Source organism: Microbacterium sp. M4A5_1d (genome assembly GCF_053345465.1).
In genome coordinates this window covers 518,962-544,994 of record NZ_JBKFAD010000001.1, presented here as the reverse complement: position 1 = coordinate 544,994, position 26,033 = coordinate 518,962, and the positions used below count along the sequence as shown (strand labels likewise).

The following is a 26,033-nucleotide window of genomic DNA, read 5'->3' as shown; positions in this document are numbered from 1 at the left end:
TCGGTGAGGGGTTGCGGTGTGTACTTCGTGCATGAGATCGATCTGGAAAGGCGCCCTCACCTTCGGGCTCGTCAATGTGCCGGTGAAGGTCTACTCGGCGACCGAGGACCACGACGTGCCGCTGCACCAGGTGCACAACGCCGACGGCGGGCGCATCCGCTACCAGCGCATCTGCGAGATCGACGGTGAGGTCGTGCCCTACGCCGACATCGATCGCGCCTACGACGACGGCGAGCAGACCGTGGTCCTGACGAAGGAGGACCTGGCGTCGTTGCCCTCCGAGCGGAGCCGCGAGATCGACGTCGTCGAGTTCGTGCCGAGCGATCAGATCGACCTGCTCACGCTCGACAAGGCGTATTACCTCGAGCCCGACTCCTCCTCGCCGAAGTCGTACGTCCTGCTCCGCAAGACGCTCGAGCAGACCGACCGGACCGCGATCGTGCGGTTCTCCCTGCGGCAGAAGACGCGGCTCGCCGCGCTTCGCGTGCGGGGTGATGTGCTCGTGCTGCAGACGCTGCTGTGGGCGGACGAGGTTCGGGAGGCGGCGTTCCCCGCCCTCGACGAGTCGGTGCGCATTTCGGCGAAGGAGCTCGAGATGTCGGCATCCCTCGTCGAGAGCTTCTCGAGCGACTTCGATCCCGAGGCGTTCACGGACGAGTACCAGGAGGAGCTGCGGACGCTCATCGACGCCAAGCTCGAGAAGGGCGACGCCCTCGACACCTCGGAGACCTTCGGTGAGAAGGCCGAGAAGGAGGGCGGCGAGGTCATCGATCTGATGGAGGCGCTGCGGGCGAGTGTCGAGCGCAGCCGTGCGGCGCGTGGCGGGGGCTCGAAGACGTCGGACGGCGGCGACGCGGGGCGCTCCGGCACGAAGACGGACGCGAAGAAGAGCACCGCGAAGAGCGCCGCGAAGAAGGACACGGACGAGAAGGCTCCCGCGAAGAAGGCTCCCGCGAAGAAGCCGGCCGAGAAGAAGGCTCCGGCGAAGAAGAGCGCGAAAGCCTCCTGATCAGCTCCGCGGGTCGGTGCGCCGGTCGGTGTCGGTCGTGGACGCGTCGGGGCGGTGCGCGTGCGGAGCGCCGTGGCCGTGCTCGCGGAAGACCTCCGGGTCGAGCACGAGCTCGCGCGCCTCGTCGGCGTCGGTGTATTCGTCGGGCCCCGCGGCCATCTCATTCTTCGCCTTGCGCTTCTCGGCGAAGTAGTGCCACACGATGAAGAAGACGGTGCCGACGACGGCCGCGAGCAGGATGACGTCGATGTACTTCGCGACGAACTCGCCGACGCCGGGAATGAGGCTCACGAGGTAGCCGATCACGGTCAGGCCGAAGCCCCAGATGACGGCCCCGATGAGGTTGTAGAGCGAGTACCGATGCCACGGCATCTTGCCGACACCGGCGGCGACGGGCGCGAACGTGCGGACGATGGGCACGAATCGGGCGAGGATGACGGTGACGCCGCCGTATCGCTCGAAGAACGCGTTCGTGCGCTCGACGTTGCGGCGACTGAACAGGCCCGATTCCTTGCGCTCGAAGACGGCGGGACCGCCCTTGCGACCGATCACGTAGCCCACCTCACCGCCGAGGAATGCCGAGAATCCGATCAGGAGACCGACGATCCAGACGTTGATCCCGAAGACTCCGTGGGGGGCGTGCGTGACCGGGTTCGACAGCAGGCCGGCCATGATCAGCAGCGTGTCGCCGGGGAGCAGGAAGCCGACGAGCAGTCCCGTCTCGGCGAAGATGATGAAGCACACCACGAGCAGAGCCCACGGACCCGCCGCGCTGATGATGGTGGCGGGGTCGAGCCAGGGGATGAGGGCGATCTGATGCACGAGTTTCCCGTCGGGAGAGGATGACGCGAGGGCGGGCGAACGCCCGATCCGTGCGGAAGGTGGGACTTGAACCCACACGCCGTGAGGCACAGGAACCTAAATCCTGCGTGTCTGCCAATTCCACCACTCCCGCGGACGGGTTCAGTCTAGGCGTCAGCGATAAGCGAATCCGTCCGGATAACCCCCGAATTCGCCGAGACGATGGGGCGGTCGCGGCGCGCATGGCCGCTCGGGCCCACCTATCGCGCGATGGAGCTCCTGAGTCCGGAGTTCGGGACGTTCGCCGGGGCGTCAGCGAGTCGCGGGGAGCCGCCGACGAACCAGTATCCGGCGCCGACGACGAGCCCGCCGCCGACGAGGTTCCCGGCGCCGACGAGCAGCAGGTTGAGGGCGAAGCCGCCCACGGTCGCCGACGGGTCGCCGGAGAGCAGACCGATCGTGAACGTGGTCATGTTCGCCACGACGTGCTCGAAGCCGGATGTGATGAACGCGAGGATCGCCGCAAAGACGACCAGGATGCGGGCGGTCTCGCTGCGCAGCCGCACCGTCATCCAGATCGCGATGCAGACGAGCACATTGCACAGGATGCCGCGGACGAACAGCTCGACCGGCGACTCGTGTGCCTTCGCGGCGAGCATGTCGGAGATCATCGTGCCGGCCGCGGCGTTGCTGTGCAGCACCCCCGACGCGACGATCAGCGCTCCGAACACGGCCGATCCGACGAGGTTGGCGCCGAACGTCCACAGGACCGCCCCGGCGGCGCGCCCCGCCGGCACGGCCCTCATGAGCGTCGCCTGGGGGACCGTCATCATCGAGGAGGTCACGAGCTCGCCGCCCGCGATGACGACGATCGTCAGGGCGACCCCGAACACCAGTCCCGACACGAGCTTGCCCCAGCCCGAGCCCGCCGCGAAGAGGGGCCCGGCTGCCGTGACCATGAGAACGACCCCGACGCCGATGTAAGCGCCGGCGAGCATGCCCGACACCGTGAAGCGAGCGGGCGAGCGCAGCCCGTCCGTCTTGTGGCGGCCGTTCTCGGCTTGTGCGGCGAGCGCCTCGGGGATCGTGAGCACGGGATCACCGTCCTTCCGCCGCCAGTGTGCGCTCGATGCGCGGGCCGAAAGGGGGCGGCGGGCCGGGGATAACCCGATCAGCGCACGGCGAGCGCGCTCGGCTCGGAGACCTCGGCTCGGACAATGGCGGCCCCGGCCACCAGGGCGCTGATCTTGTCGTTCGCCACGGCGCGGGGCAGCGGTGCCATGCCGCAGTTGGTGCTCGGGATCAGCTTGTCGGCGTCGACGAACTCGAGGGCACGGCGGAGGGTCTCGGCGACCTCGTCCGGCGTCTCGACCTCGTGGCTGGCGACGTCGATGGCGCCGAGCATCACCTTCTTGCCTCGGATGAGCTCGATCAGCTCCACCGGAACGTGCGAGTGGTGGCTCTCGAGCGAGATGACGTCGATGCTCGAGCGCTGGAGAAGCGGGAACGACTCCTCGTACTGCCGCCACTCCGGACCGAGCGTCGCCTTCCACTCGTTGTTCGCCGCGATGCCGTAGCCGTAGCAGATGTGCACCACCGTCTCGGCGCGCAGGCCCTCGGCGGCTCGTTCGAGTGCGGCGATACCCCAGTCCTTCATCTCGTCGAAGAACACGTTGAACGCGGGCTCGTCGAACTGGATGATGTCGACGCCGGCGGCCTCGAGCTCTCGGGCCTCCTGGTTGAGGATCGTCGCGAACTCCCACGCGAGCTTCTCGCGGCTCCGATAGTGACGATCGGCCAGCGTGTCGATCATGGTCATGGGGCCCGGGAGCGCCCACTTGATGGGGCGGTCGGTCTGCTGCCGGAGGAAGGCCGCGTCATCGACGAAGACGGGCCGCCGGCGGCTGACGGCGCCGACGACGGTGGGGACGCTCGCGTCGTAGCGGTCGCGGATGCGGACGGTCTCGCGCCGTTCGAAGTCGACACCGTCGAGGTGCTCGATGAAGGTCGTGACGAAGTGCTGGCGCGTCTGCTCGCCGTCACTGATGATGTCGAGTCCGCGGCGCTCCTGCTCGTGAACGGCAGCGCGGAGAGCATCGCGCTTTCCCTCGACGAGCACATCGCCGGTCAGCTCCCACGGCGACCACAGAACTTCGGGTTTGGCGAGCCAGGACGGCTTGGGCAGGCTGCCGACGGTCGAGGTGGGAAGGAGGGAATGCGACACGGATCGTCCTTCGGGTCAGCGGGTCAGCGCGGCCGGCACGGCCTCGGCGGTCGGGGCGGCGTAGTCGGCGGCCCAGCGGCTGAGCACCTGCCGGTGTGGGGTCACGAAGTGCTCCTCGGCGTATTTGCCCTGCGTCGTGGCGAGCTGGCTGCGCTCGACCCGGTCGTAGGTGATGTCCGTTCGCACGAAGTCGTCACTCTCGAGGGTGGGCCGGTAGACCTCGCCCGCCGGCTCGGTCGCGTTGTAGATCTCGGGCCGGTAGATCTTCTGGAACGTCTCCATGGTGCCGATGGTGCCGGCCAGCTGCAGGTCGGTGTACTCAGCGAGCAGGTCGCCGCGGTGGTAGAACGCCAGCGGGGCGACGCTGCCGCGCGGCATGAAGTACCGCACCTGCAGCCCCATCTTGGCGAAGTACTCGTCCGTGAGCGAGAAGGAGTCCTGCTCGTACTCGACACCGAGAACCGGATGCCGGTTGCCGTTACGCCGGTAGGTGCGGCTCGTCGACACGCTGATGCAGACGACGGGCGACTGCGGGAACCGCTCGCGGTAGGCGTCGGACTCGAGGAAGTGCTGGAAGAGCTTCCCGTGGAGGTCGCCGAAGTCCTCCGGCACGACGAACGCGCCGGGCGTCTGCTGGGCCGAGGGCAACAGGATGCTGAAGTCGTAGTCGCGGAGGTAGGACGAGAAGTTGTTGCCCACGATGCCATGGTGGCGCTCGCCGGTCTGGCGATCGAGGACGTGGATGTCGAGCACCTCGAGCAACGGGAACTCGCGGTCGTCGGCAGCATGCGTCGCCGCATCCTCGGCGTCATCCTCGAACCGCAGGTTCACCGAGACGATGTCGAGCTCGGCGGTGTAGCGGTCGCCCTCCGGGTTGTCGGTGCGGGCGAGGTCATTCAGGCGAGCGTCGATCATCGCGAGCGCTCCGCGGAGGTTCTCACGGCGGCGCTCGCCGCGGGCGAGGTTGGCGAAGTTGGTCGTGATCCGCGATGAGTCGGAGGGGGAGTAGTCCTCGTCGAAGCGTGTCGTCGAGATGCGGAACGCGAATTCGTTCGCCATGAGCAGCCAATCAAGCGGAGCTCCGAAGAGCCATGCGGAAGATGTTGGCTCCATGGTGTGGGCAGAGGGGAGCCATCGGGTAATCCGCTGTCACTATCCTTTGCCATAGGCTGGCTCTATGTCCGGTCGTCGAAGCGGGATCACCCTTCAGCAGCTGCAGTACTTCATCGAGGTCGCCGCCGAGGGCTCGATCTCGGCGGCATCCGATCTGCTCTACGTCGCCCAGCCCACGATGTCGGCGGCGATGAAGGACCTCGAGGCGCGGGTCGGCCGCGATCTGCTGGTGCGCTCGGCCCGAGGCGTGACTCTCACCACCGACGGCGTCGAGTTCCTCGGCTACGCCCGCCAGGTCGTCGAGCAGGCCGAGCTGCTCGAGCAGCGCTACCTCGGGCGGCCGCCGTCGCGCCGGCTGCTCGGTGTCTCGACACAGCACTACTCGTTCGCCGTCGACGCGTTCGTTCGGATGGTCAGGCGCACCGGGGCGCCGGAGTACGAGTTCTCGCTGCGCGAGACCCGGACGTGGGACATCATCGAAGACGTCCGGACGCTGCGCAGCGAGCTCGGCATCCTGTTCCGCAACGACTTCAACCGGAATGTCATCGACAAGCTGCTGCGCGATTCCGGGCTCGCGTTCCACCCGCTGTTCGTCGCCCAGCCGCACATCTTCGTCGCGCGCCGGAACCCGCTCGCCTCGCGGGCCCGCGCGACGCTCGACGACCTCGCCGACCTGCCCCGCCTGACGTTCGACCAGGGTGCGAACAACTCGTTCTACTTCGCCGAGGAGATCCTCTCGACGCTCTCGAGCACGCAGGAGATCCGGGTGTCGGACCGTGCGACGATCTTCAACCTCATGATCGGCCTCGACGGCTACACGATCTCGACGGGCATCATCAGCGACGACCTCGACCCCGAGATCGTCGCCGTGCCCCTCGACGTCGACGAGCGCATCGAGATCGGCTGGATCGGCCGCACGGCTGTTCCGCTCACGGAGCAGGCGCAGCGGTATCTCGACGAGGTGCGGGCCGTCGTCGCGGGGTTCGGCATCGAATTGCTCGGGTGAGGCTGGGGTGGCGAGGTGGTGAGCCGACCGGCCCTGTGGAAGGTCGCCACCGCTTCACGGGGTAGCGGCCACGATGCCGGGTGCCCGTTACGCCCCCACTGCTACCATCTGTGCAGCATGCATCGGCGGCATCGCGGCCGTTGGCGGGGCGTCTATCGGAGCCGTCATGGGCTGCTTCACCGGAGGTGAGTTATGAAGCGTTCGAGAGGCCACTTTCTGCTCTTCTTCATCATCGCAGCGGCGGCGGGAGCGAGCCTGATCTGGTTGCTACCAGCGGCGCTCGGCGATGACGCCACCGTGCAGAGTTGGATCCCTGCCGTGCTCGGAGCGATCTTCGCAGCAAGCGCCTTCGTCGCATGGAAAGTCCGCCCAAACTGGAAGCAGACATCTCCGTCAGAAATGCCGCGGGCATGGCGTATGACAGGGGCTCGCCTGCGCGGTAGACGCGCACGGAACGGCTGATGGCGAGATCATCGCCTCTTGCGCAGCGCGAGATAAGCCGTCGAGTATGCCGCCGTCGCCCACGCGGCCACGACGATGATGTTCACCACCGGGCTCTCGCCGGTCCGAAAAGCCGCTTCGCGGATGATGTCTGCCATCGGCGCGAACGGAAGGAACTGGTGGAGTGTGACGGCCCATTCGGGGAGGCGCTCGGCGGGGTAGGTGATCGGTGAAAACAGCAAGCCCCCGATCATGATGACCTGCGTCACGAGAGACGTGGCACCCATCGGCAGCCAGAGCGCGATCGCGTAGCCGATGCTCACCGCGGTGAATTGCGCAGCGAGGATCGCGGCCACGGCGAGCAGGTCGAGGTGGATGTCGAGCTCGAAGCGCAGGAACGCGGCGAGCATTCCGACCGCGATCCCGGGCAACGCCGCGAAGCTCCAGACGACGGCGTCAGCGAGGAGGATCGCGGAGCGCGGAACCGGAAGGGTTCTCTGATAGTCGAGCAGGCCCTCCTGCTTCGAGGTGCTCATGATCTGCGGGGCGAGCACGCACCCGACGGCAATGATTCCCAGCGTCCAGGCGCCTGAGGAGAGATAGCGGGCCGCCTCGGCGCCGATGTTCGGGATCATCAGCGCGAGGCCGTAAACGATCGCGATGGCGAATAGGGCTTGCACCACGGTGAACGCCGGCAAGAGGTATTTGTGCCGAGTCAGGCTCCACCGGACAAGACCCCACCAGCTGCCGAGCCACGCGCGCCGGCGTGGCACGCTGATCGTCGGGGTCGTGAGAACGTCAACGGCCATGGGTGATCCCTTCGTAGAGGGTTTCGAGCGATGCCGGCGCGAGCGCATAGGTGTCAGCGGTGCCGGTATCGACCAGGTGGAGCACCCATTCGATCGCGGCGGGGATCTGCGCCGGTTCCAGGTCGAGTGTGAGCTGCCCATCGTCGTCGACCATGTGCGCTGCGACCGGGGGAGTTGTCGTGACCTCGCAACCGGGATGGAGAGAAACGGTGAGGGTGGCGGTGCGCGCCTGTTGACGCAGTTGGCTCGGCGTGCTGTCGACGAGGACTGTGCCGTTCTGGAGCAACACGTACCGGTCGGCGGCGCGCTGGACTTCGACCAGGTTGTGCGTGACCACCACGACGGTGTGTCCGTCATCGGCGAGCCGGCGCAGATGTCGCCAGATCAGGGGCCGCCGGATCGGGTCGACGTCGTTTGTGGGCTCATCAATCAACAGCACCGGTGGGGGCGCGATCACAGCCATCCCGAACGACGTCAATCGACGCAGGCCGCCGGAGAGCTTCTCGCCGCCGGTGTTCTTCCAGGGCTCGATGTCGAGCGAATCGATCAAGCCGAGCGCGGCGGTCTTGGCATCTGATCCAGAGAGGCCCCTCAATCGGGCGATCGACGTTATCGCCTGCCACGGCGTCACGCCCGTCAGCGGAGCGTGCATCTGCGGCATCATCGACGCGACCCGGCGCGCGAGATCCGGTGACGAAACGAGCGAGGCTGCTCCGTAACGGATGTCCCCGGAGGTAGGCTTCACCACTCCGATGATCTGATTGAGGAGTGTGGTCTTCCCCGCCCCGTTGTGGCCGACCAACGCGACGAGCTCACCCGGGCGGAAGGTCAGGCTGACCGCCCGATTCGCCGCAGTACCCCCTCGCTTGTAGATCTTGGTGATCTGCTCCAGCGATAGGGCGTCGGTGCCAGCTGCTACGCGTTCCATATCCAGATACTGACAGTATTCGAAACCCGGATCAACGCCTCGACGGTGTCGAAGGCGGCTGGTCGCGCTGTTCTAGGATTCGACCCATGACACGGACGACCCGCGATGAACAGCGGCAGCGGAACAGGACGCTGTTGCTCGAAGCGGCAGAGCGGATCTTCGCCGCGCACGGCGTTGCAGGCGCCTCTCTCGACGACGTGGCGCTGGAAGCCGGACTGACGAAGGGGGCGGTCTACTCCAACTTCCGCGACAAAGGTCAACTGATCCTGGAGGTCATCCGATACCGTCAGGCGCTCTCGCCGGAGGCACAGGACTTTCGTGCCACCCTCGAGAGGGCGACGAATGACGATGAACGACTCGAAGCGTGGTGCGACATCTGGATCCGCACTGCGAGAAGCGGCGATCGCGCCAGCTACGCGCGGTTGGTCTTCGACTTCATTCCTTACGCGCTGCGGGATGACCGACTAACGGCTGAGTTCCTCGGGTTCATATCGCCGCCCGACGACATCCCGGCCGACGCGTCCCCGATCCCGGCCGACAGCAGGTTCGCGCAAATGCCTCCCGCCGATCAGTTCCGCATCCTGACGGCCCTCGACTTGGGATTGTCTGCGCTGGCCCTTTTCGACCCGGAGAATGTGAGACCCGAGCTGTACAAGACGGCAGTGCTGTCGCTCGCGCGAACGCTTCACGAGGCCCGGGATCAGGCAGGGTAGCGCCTCGATCGCCGGCGCCGGCCTGAGCGCTGGAGCTAGCCCTGTGGAAAGTCGCCACGGGCTGACGAGGTAACGACCACGATGCTGCGGGTGAGCATCTCCCTCTCTTCCGCATCCGGGTCCGAGCCGCCTGATCTGCCTCCCGAGACGCGGATCGCGTGCCGTCTGCGCGATCGGCTGCGGTCGGAGGGCATCGATCCTGCCGAGCGCCCGGACGAGGTCGAGCGCGTCGCGGTCGCGGAGGTGCAGCGACACAACGATTTCGCTCTGGCACGCGGGCTCGAAGCGGTCGACGACGAGTCCGCTGCGGTGCGCCGCGTGCTGGCATCCGTGGCCGGTTACGGCCCCTTGCAGGCGCTGCTCGATGATCCGAGTGTCGAGGAGCTGTGGATCAACGCTCCCGACCGCGTCTTCGTCGCGCGAGGCGGACGGAGCGAGAGGGTCGCTTTGGCCCTGACCGAGGAGCAGGTGCGCGACCTGGTCGAGCGGATGCTGCACGCCAGCGGTCGCCGCGTCGACTTGAGTCAACCCTTCGCCGACGCGTCGCTTCCCGACGGTTCCCGGCTCCACGTCGTCATCCCAGACATCACGCGGCACTGGGCCGTCAACGTCCGCAAGTTCCTCCGCACGTTCCGCACGCTCGACGACCTGGTGGCGGTCGGGTCGGTGACCGTGGAGGCGGCGGACATCCTGCGCACCGCGATCGCGAGCGGACGGAACATCATCGTGTCCGGGGCCACCCACGCGGGTAAGACGACCATGCTCAGCGCGTTGGTTGCAGCAAGCCCCGCCGAGCAGCGCGTCGTCACGGTGGAGGAGACGTTCGAGCTATTCGTCGATCTGCCCGACGTCGTCGCCCTGCAGGCCCGGCAGCCAAGCCTTGAGGGCGGGGGAGAGGTGACGCTGCGGCGCCTCGTGAAGGAGGCGCTCCGTATGCGACCCGACCGCCTCGTCGTGGGGGAGGTGCGCGATGCCGAAGCTCTCGATCTGCTCCTTGCTCTCAACACCGGCGTGCCCGCCGCCGCAACGGTGCACGCGAACTCCGCCGCGGACGCGCTGCGGAAGCTCTCGGCCCTCCCGCTTCTGGCCGGGCGGAACATCGACGTCGAGTTCGTGCGTGATGCCCTCGCGGCATCCGTCGACATCGTGGTGCACTGCGAGCTCCTGGACTCGGGGCGCCGACGCGTCGCCGAGATCGTGTCGCCCACCGGCGCCGTGACCGACGGTGTGATCGCGACCCGGTCGGTGTATCGGAGCCACGGGTGACCCTTTTCTGGGGCGCGACCCTCGGCGCCGGGCTCGTGCTCATCGTCGCGCCGTGGCTGTCGCCTCGTGAGGCGATGACACCAGCCACATCCGGTCGCGCTCGCGGATTCGGCCGCGGCCTCCTCGAATCCGCCGGGTTCGCACATGCGCCGGTGAGCGGGCTCGGCGCCATATCGGTCGGGTCAGCAGCGCTCGCCGCCGCGGCTGCCTGGCTGGTGACCTCCCTCCCCGTCGTCGCCGCCGTCGCTGCCGGGGCAGGAGCGCTGCTGCCGACGGCCTGGCTGCGCTCGCGCGCCCGCCGACTTCGGAAAGTGCGCCGGGGGCTCTGGCCCGACGTCTGCGATCTGCTCGTCGCATCGGTTCGGGCCGGGATGCCGCTCGGTGACGCGGTCTCGTCGATCGCCGAGACCGGGCCGCCCGCCCTGCGACGCGCCTTCCGGGGCTTCGCGCGAGATCTCGCCGCGTCCGGTCATTTCGACACCAGTGCCGCGCGTCTGCAGGCGGTTCTCGCAGACCCGGTGGCCGACCGCATCGTCGAGACCCTCCGGATGGCCCGGCAGGTCGGAGGGACTGAGCTGGTCCCGGTTCTCAGGGCGCTGTCGACGTCCGTCCGCGCCGATGCGGCTCTCCGCGCCGAGGTGGAGGCGCGCCAGTCGTGGATCCGAGGCGCAGCCGTGCTCGGATTGATCGCTCCCTGGGTGGTGCTCACGCTCCTGGCACTTCGACCGGAAGGGGCCCGCGCGTATGCCTCGGCGGAGGGAGCGATCCTCATCATCGTGGGCGCGGCGGTGTCGTTCCTCGCATACCGGGTCATGCTGCGGATCGGCCGGCTTCCCGAACCGCGGCGGTGGGTGCGGTGACCGGGGTGTCGGAGCTCGCCATTGCCGTCGTGCTGGGCACAGCGCTTGCTGCCGGTGTGCTTCTCACGATCTCCGGAATGCCGCGATGGGTCGCGCCACCTCTTGAGCGCAGGATTGCGCCCTATCTGCGCGACATCGCCGATCCGATCGGCCTGACCCCGCTCCATGCGGGCTCGTCGTGGCTCGCAGGCTGGCGGGAACGCGCCACGCGGATGGGCGCGAAGCTGGGCGGCCCGGTAGCCCTCCGGCGACGGCTCCTGCGGGCCGGCTGGGCGCTGACGCCCGAGAGGTTCCGTCTCCGGCAGCTGCTCGCGGGGGTCGGGGGACTCACGCTCGGCACCGCGCTGACCGTCGCCGTCGTGATGCGCGGCGATGCGAACGGCGCCACGCTGCTGCTTCCGGTCGTTCTCGCTGCCGCCGGAATGCTCGGTCTCCACATGGTGCTGGCCCAGGCCGCGGAGAAGCGGATGCGGCAGGTGCGAGAAGAGGTGCCCACGGTGCTGGAGTTCCTCGCGCTCTGCCTCTCTGCGGGCGAGAGCCTCAACGATGCGTTGCGCCGCGTCAGCGAGGTGGGCGCCGGCGAACTGACCGCACATCTGCGCGCCGCCGTCTTGGCCGCCGGGACCGGGTCGACCCTGATCGATGCCCTGCGCGACATGGCGCGCTCCCTCGACGTGGCCAGTATCGATCGCGCGGTCGACCAGCTCGTGGGAGCCATCGAACGTGGCGCCCCGTTGGCGCAGGTCCTGCAGACCCAGGCTGCCGATGCGCGCGAGGACGCGAAGCGGGTTCTGATCGAGCAGGCCGGGCGCAAGGAGATCCTCATGCTGCTTCCGCTGGTGTTCCTCGTGCTGCCTCTCTCGGTCCTGTTCGCGGTGTTCCCCGGCATCGTGATGCTGCGCCTGGGGCTGTGAACCACATTCAGAACGAAGAAAGGAAACGCGATGAGACGAACGGTCACGATGGTCCGAGGCGCTGCACGAGATCTCCGGGATGACGAGCGAGGCGATGTTCCCGGCTGGGTGCTCGTCACCCTGATGACGGCCGGGCTGGTCGTCGTCATCTGGGCGCTCGCCGGGCCCGCGCTGTCGAATCTGTTCGAACAGGCCATCGCGCGAGTGTCCGGACTCTGACATGGCGTTCGCTCTCGACGACCGCGGGTCGAGTCCGGCGGAGTTCGTGATGGTCGGAGCGCTGCTGACCCTGCTGACCCTGGGGGTCATGCAGCTCGCTCTCGCCGTCTACGTTCGGGGGGTCGCTCACGACGCGGCTGTCGAAGGCGCTTACGACGCCGCGCTCGCCGACGTGACCGACGGAGAGGGAGCCGCGCGCGCCCGGGAGATCGTCGACCGGACGCTCGGGGCGGGGTTCGTGCAGGGCGTTCGGGCACAGCGCACTGCGGTCGACGACGCGACCATGGTGCAGGTGACGATGCGGCTGACCCTGCCGCTCGTCGGATTGATGGGCATCCCGGCAGCGTGGGAGGTGACCGCGCATGCGCCTGCGGACGACGGGGAGTAAGCGACGTGGCGACGATGACGGATCGGCGTCCCTTGAGTTCCTGACTGCAGGACTCATCCTGCTCGTCCCCGTCGTATACCTGATCGTCTCCCTCGGCATCGTTCAGTCGCACACGTTCGCGGCTCAGGCGGCAGCACGACACATCGCCCGCGCGGTTGCGACAGCCACTGATGTAGCCCAGGCCGACACGCGCGCTGAAGCGATCACGCGCGCTATCGCCGCCGAGTACGGCATGGCGGCGGACGATCTCGCGCTCGCCGTCTCGTGCGACGGGGCTGGTCCGTGCCCGCGACCGGGCGAGATGTTCCGCGTCACCGCGGAGACCGAGGCGACGCTTCCGCTCGTGCCTCCCGTGCTCGGCCTCGACCGGCTCGCCCGTGTTCCGATCGAGGCGACCGCGGTGCAACGGATGCCGCGCCTGTGGGGCGCGCCATGAGGCGTCATCACCGGCTGGGGGACGAGGGGAGCGTGCTGCCCCTCACACTCGGATACGCCCTGCTCGCCATCGTGCTCGTCCTCGTCGGCGCGGACGCGATGAGCCTGTATCTCGCCCACAAGCGGGCGGACGCCGTCGCGGATGCCGCGGCCCTGGCGGCATCCGACGGGTTTGCGCTGGTCGTCGACGAAGGCTCACCGCGCACTGTGCTCGACCCGGCCGACGTCCGTGACCTGGCCGCCGAGGTCATCGCGGCAACCGGTGACGTGACGCTGGTCGAAGCCGGCACGCCCGATGGGGTGTCCGCGCGAGTCACCGTGGCGACGGTGTGGCACCCTCCGGTGTCATCGGTGTTCGTGCCCGACGGCGTGAGGGTCGAGGCGACCGCGACGAGCCGGACCGTGCTGCGTTGAGTCCCGGACGCGCAGCGATAATGCAACCTCCTTACCGGAGGAATTCGCGCTGACTAGGGTCGGAGGACCGGCAATGCGTGGATGGGAGCCCACTCATGACCCAGCAACTCGATGTCAACGACGACGCGGTGACGCGACTCGGTCTGATGGACACCGCCCCGGAGGAGCGCTTCGACCGCATCACGCGGCTCGCACGCGAGATGTTCGACGTCGATTACGCCGTCGTCAACGTCGTGAACTCCGAGACGGTGTTCACGAAGTCGCAGCCGGCGGAGTCGGACTTCCGGCACACCCCGATCGAGGACTCGTTCTGCGGCGAGGCCGTCAAGCAGCCCGCCGTCCTCGAGGTTCCCGACGGCCGCGCCGACCCGCGGTTCGCCGACCGCGCGATCGTCGCCGAGCACGGCATCCGCTTCTACGCGGGCTTTCCGATCCACACCGATGCGGGAGAGACCGTCGGCACACTCTGCCTGCTCGACACCTCGCCTCGTGATCTCAGCGACGCCGACCGCGACGCGTTCGAGCGCTTCGGCTTATGGGCGCAGGCCGAGATGCGCATGGACGATCCCGGTGTCTCCGGTGCCGGGCCCGTGCCCGCCGCGTCGGTCGCCCCGGCCGTGCGTGATGACCGTCTGGCGGCGGGGGAGGTTCGCCTGGCCGCCCTGGCGATCCCGTATGGGCAGGTCAGCGGTGACCGGAGCAGCTGGCAACAGGTCGGAGACCGCATCATCGTCACTCTCGCCGACGTCATGGGCAAGGGTGAAGAGGCCGGCGGGTTCGCCGAGGAGCTGATCGGCGCACTCCAGCAGCGCGCCCACCTCGACCCCGTCGAGGCGATGCTCTCGGTCGAGGACTATGCCCGGCACGACAAGCGCTATCGCGAGACCTTCGCCACCCTGTTCCACGCGGTTATCGAGACCCGGAGCGGCCGGGTGGCCTACGTCGATGCGGGGCACGGGCTCACATTGCTTCTCCGCGCCGACGGCACGAGCGAGCGCCTGAGCTCCCGCAACCTCCCGCTCGGCCTGCGCCCCTCCGACGCCGAGTGGGAGGCGGGCGAGACCGTGGTCGGTCACGGCGACCTGATCGTCTCCGTCTCGGACGGGGCCCTCGACGCCTATGACTCCACGCTCGACAGCCTGCGTCTCATCGGCGAAGACCTCCGCCGCGCCAGCGAACCGGATGCCTTCTTCGACGAGCTGTCCATCCGCGTCTCCGAGCACGTCGTCGACGATGACGTGACGGCGGTGGTCATCTCGGTGCGCTGACGCACGGCGCGGGCGCGCTCTGACCGCGCGTCAGCGGGGGATCACCGAGAAGAGGAACCGCCGCCGCACCATCAGGTAGATGAGCGCGATGACCGCGGTATGGATCAGCGTTCCCTGCCAGAAGCTCTGCCGGTCGAGGCCGGGGATGTTCGCGACGGCGAGCACGAAGAACACGTGCACGATGAACACGTAGAGGCTCGCCTGCCCGAGCGGGATCCAGAGCCACCCCATGACCGCGTTGATCGGCCTCCAGGCCACCGTGAGCACGGCGTAGCTGCAGGTGATCACGAGAACGAGGTCGAGCAGGCGCCCCCAGTGCAGATCGATCCGCGGGTAGCCCGAGTCGTAGAGCATCCCGTAGAGGCCGGCAGGGAACGGGGCCGGCTCGAACCCGAAGCTGTCGCCCGCCCAGAGATAGACGAGGAACCCGGCGTAGCCGACGACGAAGAGCCCGACGAGGATCTTCCCCGGTGTGGAGGTGAGCGCCCGGATGATCTGGCGCCGGTAGTACCCGATGACGAGTCCGTGCGTGAAGAGCACCTGCCAGGCAAGCAGGGGGAAGACCGCGTTGAACTGCGACGGCAGCGGTGACAGCTCCGGCATCGTGATGTGGAGGGCGTACAGGCCCCAGCTGCCCGCCAGCACGAGCCACCACAGGCGCCGGCGGATGAGCCACATGAGCGCGGGGTAGGCCAGGCTCAGCACGACGAACAGCCCCATGATGTTGAAGGGCCACGGTCCCATCTCGAGCAGCAGCAGCTGGCGCACGGCGTACCACGGCGGCGGGTAGTCGAGCAGGCGATCGGCATTCGGGTAGAGGTCGTAGACGCGGCCGGAGGTCGCCTGACCGTCCTCGCCGGTGCCGCGGTCGGTGAACGTCATGATCGCCGACGCGTCGATGAACGGCACGAAGCTGACGACGAAGATCAGCAGGATGACGGCGAGCGCGACGAGGTACTGCTTTCGTGCTCGGGCCCACGCAGCGAGCGCCGCGCCCCACTCCCCGCCGCGTTTCACTGCGGCGGGGAAGACCATGCCGAGGACGACGCCGCTCAGCAGGACGAAGAGCTCGGCACCCGTGATGGCGCCGATGATGTTCCGCGACGCGAACGAGTAGGGGCTCAGCACCTCGATGTGCGTCACGACGACCACGATGATGACGAAGCCCCGCATCATGTCGATGCGCAGGTCGCGAGTCGCGGAATCGTCGGGGTAGCGCCACGACGGCAGCGTCCGTCCCACGATCCCCGAGACGAGAAACGCGATGGCGAGCACGGCGGCGGCGCCGGTGATCCAGTTCATCTCGTCGTTGCCCTCGCGCACCTGCACGGTGCTGGCCGAGGCCTGCTCGGGGGTGATCACGTCGGTGATCGGACTCCACTGGACCTGCCCGGATGCCGCGAGGTCGGCGCGGAACGCGCTCGCCAGCTCACCCGAGGCGGTCAGACGCCAGTCGACTTCCTGGGCGCCGGCCTCGGCTTCTTCGCGCACGGCCTCGAGCCAGGTGACCGCGGTGATCCGCGGGTGGTCGGGCAGCTCGGCGAGCACCTGGCGCCACCAGCCCTGCTTGACGGCGATCTCGGTGTCTCCGTCGAGTGAGAAGTCGTAGAGCGCGCCGGTGTCGAGCAGAATGTCCCGGCTCTCGCCCGCCGCGAACCTGTCGTAGAAGGTCTCCGCCTGCGGCACGGTGTAGCCCCACTGCTCGTCGAGGCGCGCGGCCACCTCACCCTCGTCAGGAGCGCTGTTCGACACGAGCGGCACGTCGCGACCCGCGGCAGCTCCCGACTCGCCCTTGCCGAAGTAGAACATCGTCAGGCCTACCCGGTCGACGGCATCCGCGTCGGGGAAGTAGGGGCCGTACGGGTCGTCGGCCTCGGTCAGCAGTCCGTCCGCGTCGGTGTCGAGAGCTCGAAGGTCCGCGGGGGAGAGGTCGTCGAGGCGCCCGTCGGCGCGCTCGAAGGGGTACCCCGCGCCGTATGACGGGGCCCAGACCATCTCGGCTCCCGATCCGCCGTCGTGGACGACGTCGGACACGGCCTCGAACGCGCGCACGAACTCGCGCGGCTGCTGCCCCCACGAGGTCCACGAACCGTTCATCTCGGGGGCGAAACGCACGAGATGGTGCGTGTCGTAGTCGCCCTGCATCTTCTCGAGCATCGCGTTGAACGCCGCGGCATCGTCGCGCGTCAGGTCCGCGAGAGGAACCCGCGGTTCCATGCTCAGGACGAGGACGGCGCCCTGGGCGGAGGCCGCCGTGGCTGCGCGAGACCAGTCCTGGCGGGCTCTGTCATCGAGTGGGTACGACAAGCGGATGGCGTAGGTCGCGGGCGTCTCGCCGAGCCGGTCGGCGTATCCGTCGGGGCCGTCCGAGCCCCAGTCGAGCTCCGGGCCGAACCAGAGTCCGTCCTGCGCGACGGGGGCAGGCTCGCCGGTATCAGCGATCGCCGCGGGCGCCGTCAGAAGAGCGGTGGCCGTCGCTAAAGCCAGGGCCGCCAGCGCCCGCCGCAGGTGCCGCGTCACTCGCGGCGGCACTCGAGAGTCCAGACGTTGCGCCCGTTCTCGTAGCGGTGCTCGACGGAGTCGACGCTCGCGAGGGCGAGGGCGAGGCCGCGGCCGTCCTCGGAGTCGGCGTCGGCCATGGTCACAGCACTGAGGTCGAGTTCGGCGGGCTGAGCGTCGTCCTCGAAGGTCGCCGTCAATGCCTCGGGTGTGGCCTGCAGGTCGAGGGTGAAGTGCCGTCCTTCGGCGCCGTGCGCGGCTACGGAGTGCTCGACGATGTTGCCCGCGATCTCGACGACGGCGATCTCGAATGCGAAGCGCGTACGGGGCTCGACGTCGCCGGCTTCCTCCCACCACGATGCGAGCAGATCATGGACGGCTTCGACGCTCTCGAGCGAGACATCGGCGACGAGCGACCGGTGGACGACCTCAGCCATCGAGGGCGTCCTGCACGGTGGCGCGCGGCCGGAGCACGCGGTCGAGGTTCGTCAGACCGAGCACCATCGTCACCTGTTCGCTCGGCGCGGCGAGCCGCAGGTCGCCGCCGCCTTGACGTGCAGTCTTGAGGCACGCGACGAGGGCGCCGAGGCCCGACGAGTCGATGAAGGCGACATCCGACAGATCCACGATCACGGGCGATTCGCCCGCTGCGGCGATCTCTTCGGTCACCCGCTCGCGGAAAGGACGGGCCGAGACCATGGTGAGCCGCCCGTGGGGGCGGACGACCCGACCGTTCTCGCGTACGTCGATATCGAGGTCCAGCATGGGTCAGGTCTCCTTCAGTTCCAGGTGTGCCGGTGGCCGGTAGAGCACGGCGCGGATGATGATGCTGAAGACCATGAGGTCGTACAGCACCCAGACGATGTTGATGAGGGGCGCGATGCCCTGCGCCTGCCCGACGGCGTACCGGATGGCGACGGCGACGAGCGACAGGACGAGCGCAGCCATCGCGATCAGCTGCGGTTTCACGAGGTCCCATCGCGGGCTGTCCTCGGCGGCGCGCGTCTTCGGGGTGACGGCGAACCCCAAGGCTCGACCGCGGTAGACGTTTGCGAACGCCGTCGTCACGGAGCGGATCCAGACGGGGAAGAGCGCGAGCGAGTACTGGGCACCGCGCCAGGTCGGGCGTCCGTTGGCGACGACGAGGAAGAGCAGCTGGTTCAGGAGGAAGAAGGGGATGAAGCGCGCGAAGAAGTCGACGCTCCACGCCTGCACGGGCATGACGCCGAACGTCAGGTAGAGCACGGGCGCGGCGATGTAGACGATGCCGGCGAAGCCGGCCAAGTAGCTCCACATCGTGCCGAAGTACATGATCCGCTGGCCCCAGCTGAGGCTGCGCTGCACGAGGGGGTTCTCGCGGAACATCACCTGCATGGTGCCCTGAGCCCATCGCAGCCGCTGCGTCAGCATCGTCGGCAGATCCTCGGGGGCGAGACCCTCGGCCAGCACCTCGTCGTGGTACACCGACTTCCAGCCCAGACCGTGCAGCCGCATCGAGGTCGCCATGTCCTCCGTGACCGAGATGGTCGCGAGGGGCATGATCGCCTGGGCCTCTTCGTCGCGCCCGACATCGAACGCCGAGACGAGCATGCTGATCGACTCGAGCGCAGCCAGCGGAGAGAGGCTCCGATCGCCCAGAGCGTCGAGAGTGACCTCATCGATGACGGCGAGGGCCTCGGTGTCGGCGGTGAGCTCGGCGAGAGCGCGCAACTCCTCACGGACGTCGGAGACGTCCTGATCGCTCAGCTCCCGACGCACCCGATCGATGCGGCTCTGGAACGCATAAGTCACATCGGCGAGGGCATCGCCGCGCGCGATCTCGACCTTCACCTGATCCAGGGCGTCCGCGACGGTGTCGAGGGCGGCCGTGATGCGCGGGTCCGAGCCGTGATCCCGACGCGCGCGTGCGAGCACGCGACGGGAGGATCGCACGCCGCGGTTGACGGCGAGCGTGACCTCGTCGACGTAGCGTGAGACCCCGAGCTGCATCAGTGCCTCGCGGCGGAGGATCGCGTTCGATCCGCAGAAGAACGCCGCGTTCCACCCGTCCTTCGACTGCTGGATCGGGCCGTAGAACAACGGCGCCTGGCTGCCGAGCGGGTCACTGGGTGGAACGTTGACGAACCACTGCGGCGTCTGGACCAGGGCGACCTTGTCGTCCATGAACCAGCCGAGCGTGCGATCGAGGATCTTCGGCGAGGGCACCTGGTCGGCGTCGAGGATGAGCAGGAACTCGCCCTCCGTGACCATGAGGGCGTTGTTGATGTTCCCGGCCTTCGCGTGGCGCGGCCGGTCACGCCACGCCTGCGACCGGGTGACGACGCCGATGCCCTCGGCCTCGGCGAGACGGCGGAGCTCGGGCCGGTCGCCGTCGTCGAGGATCCAGGTCTCGTGCGGGTAGCTGATCGCCTGCGCGGCGCGCGCCGTGCGCATGACGAGGTCGAGCGGTTCGTTGTACGTGGTGACGAGGACGTCGACCGTGACCTCGCGTGTCAGCGGCGGCGCATCGTGGCGTTCGCGCAGCCGCCAGGCGCCGACGGCGAAGATGAGCGAATCGATCAGGCTGTACGTCTCGGCGAGCACGAGGGGCACGGCGATCCACCACGCCTCCCAGTTCACCGAGGCGAGCCAGCGCCAGACGATGTAGTTCACACCGGAGATCGCTGCGAGCAGAACCACCAGGCGGATCAGTGCGAGACGTCTCGACGACTTCTTCGACTGGCGCGCCGCATCCCGCCGCGTCCCCTCGCGGCCCAACGTCGTCTCGAAGACCATCGATCTCCCTCGGTCGAGAGCAACGCTGTCAGCCCCCGGTCGCAACCTGAAACGGGTTGCGCCAGGAACGACGTTCAGACCAAGATTCGCCTCAGCAATGCGTCGCTACATGCTCAGGGTAGCCTTCCACCGTCAGGCCCCGATCGCGCAGCACGACGGAAAGCGGGGTCTCCGGATCGGCGCACATCTCGTCCCAGGTGCGCGGAAGATTGTCGGTGTACTCGATGTCGACGACGGCCTCGCCATAGACCTCGGTGTAGCGGGAGCACTCGAGATACGCGGCGCATTCCTCGACGACGGCGAAGTCGAAGCCTGCCTCGTCGCGGAGCTGGTGAGCGAAGTCCGCGGCGTTCTTCTGGCCTGCGGCGAGACCCGCATCGTGAGCGATGTCGACGTAGGCGGCGGCGAGAGCGAGATTGCCGTCGATGTCGAGCATGCCCTCGGAGCGCGTGAACGAATCGAGGTTGTCGAACTCGACCGCGTCGAACCCGGACTCGGCACAGCCGCGGATCCAGGGGGCGACCAGGGCGAGGATGCGCTCGCGTTTGTCGGCCGTCGATGAATCGATCAGCACCTCGTCGGGCCAGTCCGGATCGATGAGGGGCTCGCCGTCGACCGTCACGAGCAGATCGTCATCCCACAGGTCGCGTTCTGCCGGCTGCGTCTGGAACCCGTTCACGTAGCAGATCGAGTAACGGTCCGGCGCGGGCTCTGCTGTGCGGTCGCGGCCGACGATCTCCACGGCCTCGCCGGGCGGGTACGCTCCGCCCAGCTGGTAGTCCGGCTTTCCGCCGGCCGGCGGCAGCGTGACGTCCACGGCGTGAGCTGACTCGGCGACATCCCTCTTCGCATCCCCGTGCCCGGGGATGCCGACAGTGCAGCCGGAGAGAAGGGCGGCGATCAGGATGGCCGAGCCGGCCTCCGCGAATCTGCGCACGACGAGCATGCTACGCGGGGTCGTCACGGTCGTCGGGGCCGCCGTCCGGGCCCTCGGGATCACGGCTGATCCGGGTGCGCGGGACGAAGCGGGGGACCCACCGGATGAACCCCAACGCGCCGACGAGACCGAATACGCCCATGACACCGGCTGCCACCGGCAGCGAGGCGACAGCCGTGATCCCGGAGACCAGCAGCGGGGCGGCGGCACCGCCCGCGTCGGTGAGCGTGCGCCAGGAGCCGAGGAACGGGGCCGGGTTCGCCGTCGGCGCGACATCCGCTCCGAGAGTGAGGAGGATGCCGCTCGAAAGTCCGTTGCCGACACCGAGCACGGCGGCGAAGAGCGCGAACCAGAGCTCGGGCTGCGCGCTGGCCGACGTGATTGCCAGCGCGATGAGGCCCGCGCTCATGAGCAGCATGGCGGGGAGGGCCGCCCACAGGCGGCCGAAGCGGTCCATGACCTGACCGCTGGCGTAGAAGAGCGCGAAGTCGATGGCTCCCGAGACGCCCACGACGAGTGCGATCGTCGAGCCGTCCAGTCCGATCGCGACGCCCCACAGCGGCAGCAGCACCTGGCGCGTGGATCGCAACGCCGACAGCGACGCGGCGGCGACGCCGAGCCGCGCGAGCACGTCGCGATTGCGCCAAGCGGTGCGGACGACACCGGTGCCGGGGACGCGGCGCGTCCGGACGGGCGCCGTCGTGATCGCTTCGCCCTCGACGGTCCGTGCGATGGCGGGCGGCGGTCCCAGCCGCTTCTCGGGTTCGGGCCCGAAGGCGACCAGCGCGATCATCGCGACGAGGCAGACGCCGAAGAACCAGATCGTGGCGTGCTCGTCGCCGAACGCCCACAGCAGCGCAGCGGCGATGAAGGGTCCGACGAACATGCCGAGGCGGAAGCTGCCGCCGAGCAGCGACAGGGCCCGAGCGCGGAATGTGAGCGGCACGCGGGTGGTCATGAACGCGTGACGGGCGACTCCGAAGGCGGCCGCGCAGATGCCGATGAGGAAGACGGATGCCGCGAACACCCCCAGCACCGGGGCGAAGGCCATAGCCCCGACACCGACGAGGGCGAGCAGCCCGGCGATGATCATGGTGGCCCGCTCGCCGATGCGGGCGACGGCCCACCCAGCGGGCAGATTGCCGCACAGCTGTCCCACCACGAGTGCGGCGGCGACGAGCGCCGAGGTGGCGACGTCGGCGCCCAGCTCGGCGGCGATGACCGGGATGAGGGGTATGACGGCGCCCTCGCCGAGACCGAACAGGGTCGTCGGGCCGTAGATCATCGGGGCGAGGCGCCAGAGAACGCGGCGGATCGGTTCGTTCTCGTCGCTGGCTCCCATTGCTTCCACGATACTCTGGAGTGCCATGCTCGAATTCGATATCTCCGCCGACATCCAGGCCCTGCGCTCCACGTTCGCCGACATCCAGGCGGTGGTCGACGTCGAGGCTCTCCGGGCCGAGATCGCCCGCCTCTCCGAGGAGGCCGGCGCGCCCGATCTCTGGGATGACGTCGAGAAGGCTCAGAAGGTCACCAGCGCCCTCAGCCACCGCCAGGCCGAGCTCAAGCGCGTCACCGAGGTCGAGCGCCGACTCGACGACCTCGATGTCCTCGTCGAGCTCGCGATCGAGATGGACGATGAGGAATCGGCTGAGGAGGCGCGCAAGGAGCTCAAGCAGCTCGAAGAGGTCATCGGCCAGCTCGAGGTGCAGACCCTGCTCGACGGCGAGTACGACGACCGTGCGGCGGTCGTGACGATCCGTTCGGGCGCGGGAGGCGACGACGCCACTGATTTCGCCGACATGCTGCTGCGCATGTACCTGCGCTGGGCCGAGCGCCACAAGTACCCCGTGAAGGTCATGGACACCTCGTACGCCGAGGGTGCGGGGATCAAGTCGGCCACGTTCGAGGTCGACGCGCCCTACGCGTACGGCACGCTGTCGGTCGAAGCCGGTACGCACCGTCTCGCGCGCATCAGCCCATTCGGGTCGGCGGACAAGCGCCAGACGAGCTTCGCCGCCGTCGAGGTCATCCCGGTGATGGAGGAGGCCGTCGAGGTCGACGTCCCCGAGAACGACATCCGCGTCGACGTCTTCCGCTCGTCCGGTCCCGGTGGGCAGTCGGTCAACACCACCGACTCGGCCGTGCGCATCACCCACATCCCCACCGGCATCGTCGTGTCGATGCAGAACGAGAAGTCGCAGATCCAGAACCGCGCAGCGGCCATGCGTGTTCTGCAGACCCGACTCATGCTGCTGCAGCGTGAAGAAGAGGCGGCGAAGAAGAAGGAGCTCGCGGGCACCATCACCGCGAGCTGGGGCGACCAGATGCGCTCCTACTTCCTCTACGGCCAGCAGCTCGTGAAGGACCTGCGCACCGGCCACGAGGTCGGCAACCCGTCGACCGTCTTCGATGGCGACCTCGACGGGTTCATCGCCGCGGGCATCCGGTGGCGCAAGCGCAAGGACGACGACGCCTGATCGAGTGCTGAGGCGCGGATGCCGCGGCGCGCGGGTGTCGCGGCGTGGTTGTGCGGGGGAGCCGCTTAGGCTCATCGAGTCATGATCCGGTTCGAACACGTCAGCAAGCGGTATCGCGGCACCTCGAAGCCCGCGCTCAGCGACGTCGACTTCGAGATCCAGCGCGGCGAGTTCGTCTTCCTCGTCGGCGCTTCCGGATCCGGCAAGTCGTCGTGCCTGCGGATGATCCTGCGCGAGGATGTCGCCTCCGAGGGGCGCGTGGTCGTGCTCGGCCGCGACCTGCGCGGCCTGTCGACGCGCAAGGTGCCCTACTTCCGTCGCCACATCGGCGCGGTCTTCCAAGACTTCCGGCTGCTGCCCAACAAGACCGTCTTCCAGAACGTGGCCTTCACCCTCCAGGTGATCGGCTCGTCTCGCGCTTTCATCTCGCAGGCCGTTCCGGAGGCGCTCGCGCTCGTCGGCCTCGCGGGCAAGGAGAAGCGGCTGCCGCACGAGCTCTCGGGCGGAGAGCAGCAGCGCGTCGCCATCGCGCGCGCGATCGTCAACCGGCCGCAGGTGCTCCTGGCCGACGAGCCCACCGGAAACCTCGACCCCGCGACATCCGTCGACATCATGCAGCTGCTCGCCCGGATCAACGCCAACGGCACGACGGTCGTGATGGCCACGCACGAGGCCGGCTTCGTCGACCAGATGCAGCGCCGCGTGATCGAGCTGAGCGGTGGCGTCATGGTCCGCGACGAGGTCGGCGGCGGGTACGGCGACACCTCGGCACTCCCGAGCCTGGCCCCCGAGCCGGTGCGCGGCGCTGCCGCGGTCGCTGCTCTCACGGCGGTTCTGGAGCTGCAGCGTGAGATCGCCGAGACCCCGCCCACCGCGCACGTCCCGGTGCCCGACGAGCCCGAGGCGCCGGCGGAGCCGCCGCCGCCGGTCGGGGAGACGCGGGCCATCCCGATCGTCGCCCCCGACATCGATCTTGCCGGCCTCGGACTGCCCGACGTCGCCAAGAAGCTCGGACTCGGCGATCGCGACGATCGCAGCGACGAAGTGGGGCCCACGTCATGAGAGTCGGCCTGATCCTCGGCGAGGCTCTGACGGGCCTGCGCCGCAACGCGTCGATGGTGATCTCCGTCGTCCTCGTGACCTTCGTCTCGCTCACCTTCGTGGGTGCGGCGATGCTCATGCAGATGCAGATCAGCAAGACGAAGGACTACTGGTCCGAGCGTGCGCAGGTCGCCGTCTACATGTGCCGTGAGGAAGCGACGGTGCAGAACTGCGCCGACGGTCCCGCGACCGACGAGCAGATCGCGGCGGTCGCCGAGAGGCTGGCCTCGCCCGCGTTGCAGAGCGTCGTGCGCGATGTGCGGTTCGAGACGAGTCAGGAGGCGTACGACAACGTCCTCTCGCTCATGGGGGAGGACTACGCCGAGTTCGTCAGCCCCGAGCAGCTGAACAACACCTACTGGGTCAACCTCGCCGACCCGTCGCAGAGCGACGTCATCAGCGAGGCGTTCAAAGACTTCGACGGAGTCGAGGAGGTCGCGAACCAGCTGCAGTATCTCGACCCCTTGTTCTCGGCGCTCACCGTCGCCACATACATCGCGGTCGGCATCGCCGGTCTGATGCTGATCGCTGCGGTGCTCCTCATCGCGACGACCATCCGGCTGTCGGCTTATGCGCGGCGGCGGGAGCTCGGCATCATGCGGCTCGTGGGAGCCTCCAACCGGTTCATCCAGACGCCCTTCATCCTCGAGGGGGTGTTCGCGGCGCTGATCGGATCGGCTCTCGCGAGCGTCGCGATCATCGCGATGGTGCAGGTCGGAGTCGGCGACTACCTGTCGTCGCAGATCGACTTCGTGACGACCTGGGTGAACCTGGGCGACGTCGCGCTGGTGGTTCCGGCTGTCATCGTGATCGGCGTCGTGCTGGCCGCCGTCTCGGCCGGGTTCGCGATCAGACGGTGGCTGCGCGCCTGAGGCCGAACCCCGCCGCGTCGCCCGCGCGTCGCCGTACCCCTAGACTGTAGGGCTGCGCCAGTGCACCAGGAAGGAGGCGCGTCATGCCGAAGGAACAGGGCGAGAAGCTCGTGGCGAGCAATAAGCGCGCCCGACACGACTACGCGATCGAGAAGACGTACGAGGCGGGTCTCGTGCTCACCGGCACCGAGGTGAAGTCGCTGCGGCAGGGCCGCGCGAACCTCACCGACGGCTACGCCTACATCGACAACGGTCAGGCCTACCTCGATGCCGTGCACATTCCGGAGTACTCGCAGGGTCACTGGACGAATCACGCGACCAAACGCACGCGAAAGCTGCTGCTCCACAAAGAGGAGATCATCAAGCTCTCGCACGCGGTCAGCGCCGGGGGGTACACCCTCGTACCGCTACGGCTGTACTTTTCGGACGGCCGGGCGAAGGTCGAGATTGCGGTCGCGAAGGGTAAGCGCGAGTTCGAGAAGCGACAGACCATCCGCGAGCGCGAGGACAAGCGCGAGGCGGAGCGGGCGATGCGCACCCGCAACCGACTCGGCGAGTAGC

At 68.4% G+C, this 26,033-nt stretch carries 27 protein-coding genes and 1 tRNA gene; 15 read left to right on the top strand and 13 right to left on the bottom strand.

The annotated features are described in order from the left end of the window. The first annotated feature begins 31 nt into the window (after positions 1–31). The gene (ku, locus tag ACLBWJ_RS02620; RefSeq protein ID WP_323987567.1) at positions 32–1,009 is read left to right on the top strand and encodes a non-homologous end joining protein Ku; all 978 of its coding nucleotides are present in this window, start codon (positions 32–34) and stop codon (positions 1,007–1,009) included. On the opposite strand, the gene ACLBWJ_RS02615 is transcribed toward ku, so the two are convergent. From ACLBWJ_RS02615 to ACLBWJ_RS02595, 5 genes are all read right to left on the bottom strand, one after another. Continuing rightward, positions 1,010–1,831 (bottom strand): DedA family protein, encoded by an 822-nt coding sequence (locus ACLBWJ_RS02615; RefSeq protein ID WP_447659698.1) that lies wholly within the window; start codon positions 1,829–1,831, stop codon positions 1,010–1,012. A gap of 51 nt (positions 1,832–1,882) precedes the next feature. Continuing rightward, positions 1,883–1,964, bottom strand: a tRNA-Leu gene (locus ACLBWJ_RS02610). 106 nt (positions 1,965–2,070) lie between these two features. After that, a complete protein-coding gene (locus ACLBWJ_RS02605; protein ID WP_447659697.1) occupies positions 2,071–2,904 on the bottom strand; it encodes a formate/nitrite transporter family protein in 834 nt (277 codons plus the stop codon). 77 nt (positions 2,905–2,981) lie between these two features. Next, positions 2,982–4,034, bottom strand: coding sequence for a methionine synthase (locus ACLBWJ_RS02600; protein ID WP_282502459.1), 1,053 nt, complete (start codon positions 4,032–4,034; stop codon positions 2,982–2,984). A gap of 15 nt (positions 4,035–4,049) precedes the next feature. Then, the gene (locus ACLBWJ_RS02595; RefSeq protein WP_447659696.1) at positions 4,050–5,093 is read right to left on the bottom strand and encodes a putative oxygenase MesX; all 1,044 of its coding nucleotides are present in this window, start codon (positions 5,091–5,093) and stop codon (positions 4,050–4,052) included. Between the two features lie 118 nt (positions 5,094–5,211). On the opposite strand from ACLBWJ_RS02595, the gene ACLBWJ_RS02590 reads away from it, so the two are divergent. Continuing rightward, positions 5,212–6,153, top strand: coding sequence for a LysR family transcriptional regulator (locus ACLBWJ_RS02590; protein ID WP_447659695.1), 942 nt, complete (start codon positions 5,212–5,214; stop codon positions 6,151–6,153). Positions 6,154–6,623: 470 nt separating this feature from the next. Here ACLBWJ_RS02590 and ACLBWJ_RS02585 read toward each other — a convergent pair whose 3' ends face one another. Further along, positions 6,624–7,403 carry an ABC transporter permease gene (locus ACLBWJ_RS02585; protein WP_447659694.1) on the bottom strand — a complete coding sequence of 260 codons (780 nt, stop codon included), beginning with the start codon at positions 7,401–7,403 and terminating at the stop codon, positions 6,624–6,626. Then, positions 7,393–8,331, bottom strand: a complete 939-nt coding sequence (locus ACLBWJ_RS02580) for an ABC transporter ATP-binding protein (protein WP_447659693.1) — start codon at positions 8,329–8,331, stop codon at positions 7,393–7,395. Before ACLBWJ_RS02580 ends, ACLBWJ_RS02585 begins: the two co-directional genes overlap by 11 nt. 86 nt (positions 8,332–8,417) lie before the next feature. Here ACLBWJ_RS02580 and ACLBWJ_RS02575 point away from each other — a divergent pair, with 86 nt between their 5' ends. From ACLBWJ_RS02575 to ACLBWJ_RS02535, 9 genes are all read left to right on the top strand, one after another. Next, complete coding sequence (locus tag ACLBWJ_RS02575; protein WP_323987574.1) at positions 8,418–9,044, top strand: TetR family transcriptional regulator; 627 nt, start codon at positions 8,418–8,420, stop codon at positions 9,042–9,044. A 90-nt stretch (positions 9,045–9,134) separates the two neighbouring features. Next, positions 9,135–10,310 carry a CpaF family protein gene (locus ACLBWJ_RS02570; RefSeq protein WP_404568002.1) on the top strand — a complete coding sequence of 392 codons (1,176 nt, stop codon included), beginning with the start codon at positions 9,135–9,137 and terminating at the stop codon, positions 10,308–10,310. Beyond that, complete coding sequence (locus ACLBWJ_RS02565; RefSeq protein ID WP_447659692.1) at positions 10,307–11,170, top strand: type II secretion system F family protein; 864 nt, start codon at positions 10,307–10,309, stop codon at positions 11,168–11,170. The genes ACLBWJ_RS02570 and ACLBWJ_RS02565 overlap by 4 nt, the downstream gene beginning before the upstream one ends. Further along, positions 11,167–12,084, top strand: coding sequence for a type II secretion system F family protein (locus ACLBWJ_RS02560; protein WP_274177751.1), 918 nt, complete (start codon positions 11,167–11,169; stop codon positions 12,082–12,084). The genes ACLBWJ_RS02565 and ACLBWJ_RS02560 overlap by 4 nt, the downstream gene beginning before the upstream one ends. A 30-nt stretch (positions 12,085–12,114) precedes the next feature. After that, on the top strand, positions 12,115–12,303 hold the full coding sequence (locus ACLBWJ_RS02555; protein ID WP_274177752.1) for a hypothetical protein: 189 nt from the start codon (positions 12,115–12,117) through the stop codon (positions 12,301–12,303). Between the two features lies 1 nt (position 12,304). Beyond that, positions 12,305–12,691, top strand: coding sequence for a TadE/TadG family type IV pilus assembly protein (locus ACLBWJ_RS02550; protein ID WP_282502461.1), 387 nt, complete (start codon positions 12,305–12,307; stop codon positions 12,689–12,691). Further along, a complete protein-coding gene (locus tag ACLBWJ_RS02545) occupies positions 12,666–13,127 on the top strand; it encodes a TadE family protein (protein WP_447659691.1) in 462 nt (153 codons plus the stop codon). Before ACLBWJ_RS02550 ends, ACLBWJ_RS02545 begins: the two co-directional genes overlap by 26 nt. Further along, on the top strand, positions 13,124–13,540 hold the full coding sequence (locus ACLBWJ_RS02540; protein WP_282502463.1) for a pilus assembly protein TadG-related protein: 417 nt from the start codon (positions 13,124–13,126) through the stop codon (positions 13,538–13,540). The genes ACLBWJ_RS02545 and ACLBWJ_RS02540 overlap by 4 nt, the downstream gene beginning before the upstream one ends. A gap of 95 nt (positions 13,541–13,635) precedes the next feature. Further along, entirely contained in the window at positions 13,636–14,808 is a 1,173-nt protein-coding gene (locus tag ACLBWJ_RS02535; protein WP_282502464.1) for a SpoIIE family protein phosphatase, read from the top strand. A gap of 30 nt (positions 14,809–14,838) precedes the next feature. Here the strand turns inward: ACLBWJ_RS02535 and opgC are convergent, their stop codons facing one another. The 6 genes from opgC to ACLBWJ_RS02505 all read right to left on the bottom strand — a co-directional run bounded on the left by opgC (position 14,839) and on the right by ACLBWJ_RS02505 (position 22,361). Next, positions 14,839–17,328 carry an OpgC domain-containing protein gene (opgC, locus tag ACLBWJ_RS02530; RefSeq protein ID WP_447659690.1) on the bottom strand — a complete coding sequence of 830 codons (2,490 nt, stop codon included), beginning with the start codon at positions 17,326–17,328 and terminating at the stop codon, positions 14,839–14,841. Continuing rightward, entirely contained in the window at positions 17,325–17,744 is a 420-nt protein-coding gene (locus tag ACLBWJ_RS02525) for an ATP-binding protein (protein WP_323987585.1), read from the bottom strand. Before ACLBWJ_RS02525 ends, opgC begins: the two co-directional genes overlap by 4 nt. Then, on the bottom strand, positions 17,737–18,072 hold the full coding sequence (locus ACLBWJ_RS02520; RefSeq protein ID WP_064956687.1) for an STAS domain-containing protein: 336 nt from the start codon (positions 18,070–18,072) through the stop codon (positions 17,737–17,739). Before ACLBWJ_RS02520 ends, ACLBWJ_RS02525 begins: the two co-directional genes overlap by 8 nt. Before the next feature lie 3 nt (positions 18,073–18,075). Continuing rightward, positions 18,076–20,082, bottom strand: a complete 2,007-nt coding sequence (locus ACLBWJ_RS02515) for a glycosyltransferase family 2 protein (RefSeq protein WP_447659689.1) — start codon at positions 20,080–20,082, stop codon at positions 18,076–18,078. A gap of 91 nt (positions 20,083–20,173) precedes the next feature. Further along, the gene (locus tag ACLBWJ_RS02510; RefSeq protein ID WP_447659688.1) at positions 20,174–21,028 is read right to left on the bottom strand and encodes an endo alpha-1,4 polygalactosaminidase; all 855 of its coding nucleotides are present in this window, start codon (positions 21,026–21,028) and stop codon (positions 20,174–20,176) included. 1 nt (position 21,029) lies between these two features. Next, positions 21,030–22,361, bottom strand: coding sequence for an MFS transporter (locus tag ACLBWJ_RS02505; RefSeq protein WP_274178029.1), 1,332 nt, complete (start codon positions 22,359–22,361; stop codon positions 21,030–21,032). A 25-nt stretch (positions 22,362–22,386) separates the two neighbouring features. Here ACLBWJ_RS02505 and prfB point away from each other — a divergent pair, with 25 nt between their 5' ends. The 4 genes from prfB to smpB all read left to right on the top strand — a co-directional run bounded on the left by prfB (position 22,387) and on the right by smpB (position 26,032). Then, the gene (gene prfB / locus ACLBWJ_RS02500) at positions 22,387–23,499 is read left to right on the top strand and encodes a peptide chain release factor 2 (protein ID WP_023951108.1); all 1,113 of its coding nucleotides are present in this window, start codon (positions 22,387–22,389) and stop codon (positions 23,497–23,499) included. An 81-nt stretch (positions 23,500–23,580) separates the two neighbouring features. Further along, positions 23,581–24,561, top strand: coding sequence for a cell division ATP-binding protein FtsE (gene ftsE, locus ACLBWJ_RS02495; protein ID WP_023951105.1), 981 nt, complete (start codon positions 23,581–23,583; stop codon positions 24,559–24,561). Beyond that, complete coding sequence (gene ftsX / locus ACLBWJ_RS02490) at positions 24,558–25,472, top strand: permease-like cell division protein FtsX (protein WP_112614372.1); 915 nt, start codon at positions 24,558–24,560, stop codon at positions 25,470–25,472. The genes ftsE and ftsX overlap by 4 nt, the downstream gene beginning before the upstream one ends. Positions 25,473–25,555: 83 nt before the next feature. After that, positions 25,556–26,032: an SsrA-binding protein SmpB gene (smpB, locus tag ACLBWJ_RS02485; RefSeq protein WP_112614374.1), complete on the top strand. Its 477-nt coding sequence runs from the start codon at positions 25,556–25,558 to the stop codon at positions 26,030–26,032. Position 26,033 lies beyond the last annotated feature (1 nt).

Coding starts and splice junctions, on each gene's coding strand:
- ku (WP_323987567.1), top strand. CDS start 32: ATGAGATCGATCTGGAAAGGCGCCCTCACCTTCGGGCTCGTCAATGTG.
- ACLBWJ_RS02595 (WP_447659696.1), bottom strand. CDS start 5,093: ATGGCGAACGAATTCGCGTTCCGCATCTCGACGACACGCTTCGACGAG.
- ACLBWJ_RS02590 (WP_447659695.1), top strand. CDS start 5,212: ATGTCCGGTCGTCGAAGCGGGATCACCCTTCAGCAGCTGCAGTACTTC.
- ACLBWJ_RS02585 (WP_447659694.1), bottom strand. CDS start 7,403: ATGGCCGTTGACGTTCTCACGACCCCGACGATCAGCGTGCCACGCCGG.
- ACLBWJ_RS02580 (WP_447659693.1), bottom strand. CDS start 8,331: ATGGAACGCGTAGCAGCTGGCACCGACGCCCTATCGCTGGAGCAGATC.
- ACLBWJ_RS02575 (WP_323987574.1), top strand. CDS start 8,418: ATGACACGGACGACCCGCGATGAACAGCGGCAGCGGAACAGGACGCTG.
- ACLBWJ_RS02555 (WP_274177752.1), top strand. CDS start 12,115: ATGAGACGAACGGTCACGATGGTCCGAGGCGCTGCACGAGATCTCCGG.
- ACLBWJ_RS02550 (WP_282502461.1), top strand. CDS start 12,305: ATGGCGTTCGCTCTCGACGACCGCGGGTCGAGTCCGGCGGAGTTCGTG.
- ACLBWJ_RS02545 (WP_447659691.1), top strand. CDS start 12,666: ATGCGCCTGCGGACGACGGGGAGTAAGCGACGTGGCGACGATGACGGA.
- ACLBWJ_RS02540 (WP_282502463.1), top strand. CDS start 13,124: ATGAGGCGTCATCACCGGCTGGGGGACGAGGGGAGCGTGCTGCCCCTC.
- ACLBWJ_RS02535 (WP_282502464.1), top strand. CDS start 13,636: ATGACCCAGCAACTCGATGTCAACGACGACGCGGTGACGCGACTCGGT.
- ACLBWJ_RS02525 (WP_323987585.1), bottom strand. CDS start 17,744: ATGGCTGAGGTCGTCCACCGGTCGCTCGTCGCCGATGTCTCGCTCGAG.
- ACLBWJ_RS02520 (WP_064956687.1), bottom strand. CDS start 18,072: ATGCTGGACCTCGATATCGACGTACGCGAGAACGGTCGGGTCGTCCGC.
- ACLBWJ_RS02515 (WP_447659689.1), bottom strand. CDS start 20,082: ATGGTCTTCGAGACGACGTTGGGCCGCGAGGGGACGCGGCGGGATGCG.
- ACLBWJ_RS02510 (WP_447659688.1), bottom strand. CDS start 21,028: ATGCTCGTCGTGCGCAGATTCGCGGAGGCCGGCTCGGCCATCCTGATC.
- ACLBWJ_RS02505 (WP_274178029.1), bottom strand. CDS start 22,361: ATGGGAGCCAGCGACGAGAACGAACCGATCCGCCGCGTTCTCTGGCGC.
- prfB (WP_023951108.1), top strand. CDS start 22,387: ATGCTCGAATTCGATATCTCCGCCGACATCCAGGCCCTGCGCTCCACG.
- ftsE (WP_023951105.1), top strand. CDS start 23,581: ATGATCCGGTTCGAACACGTCAGCAAGCGGTATCGCGGCACCTCGAAG.
- ftsX (WP_112614372.1), top strand. CDS start 24,558: ATGAGAGTCGGCCTGATCCTCGGCGAGGCTCTGACGGGCCTGCGCCGC.
- smpB (WP_112614374.1), top strand. CDS start 25,556: ATGCCGAAGGAACAGGGCGAGAAGCTCGTGGCGAGCAATAAGCGCGCC.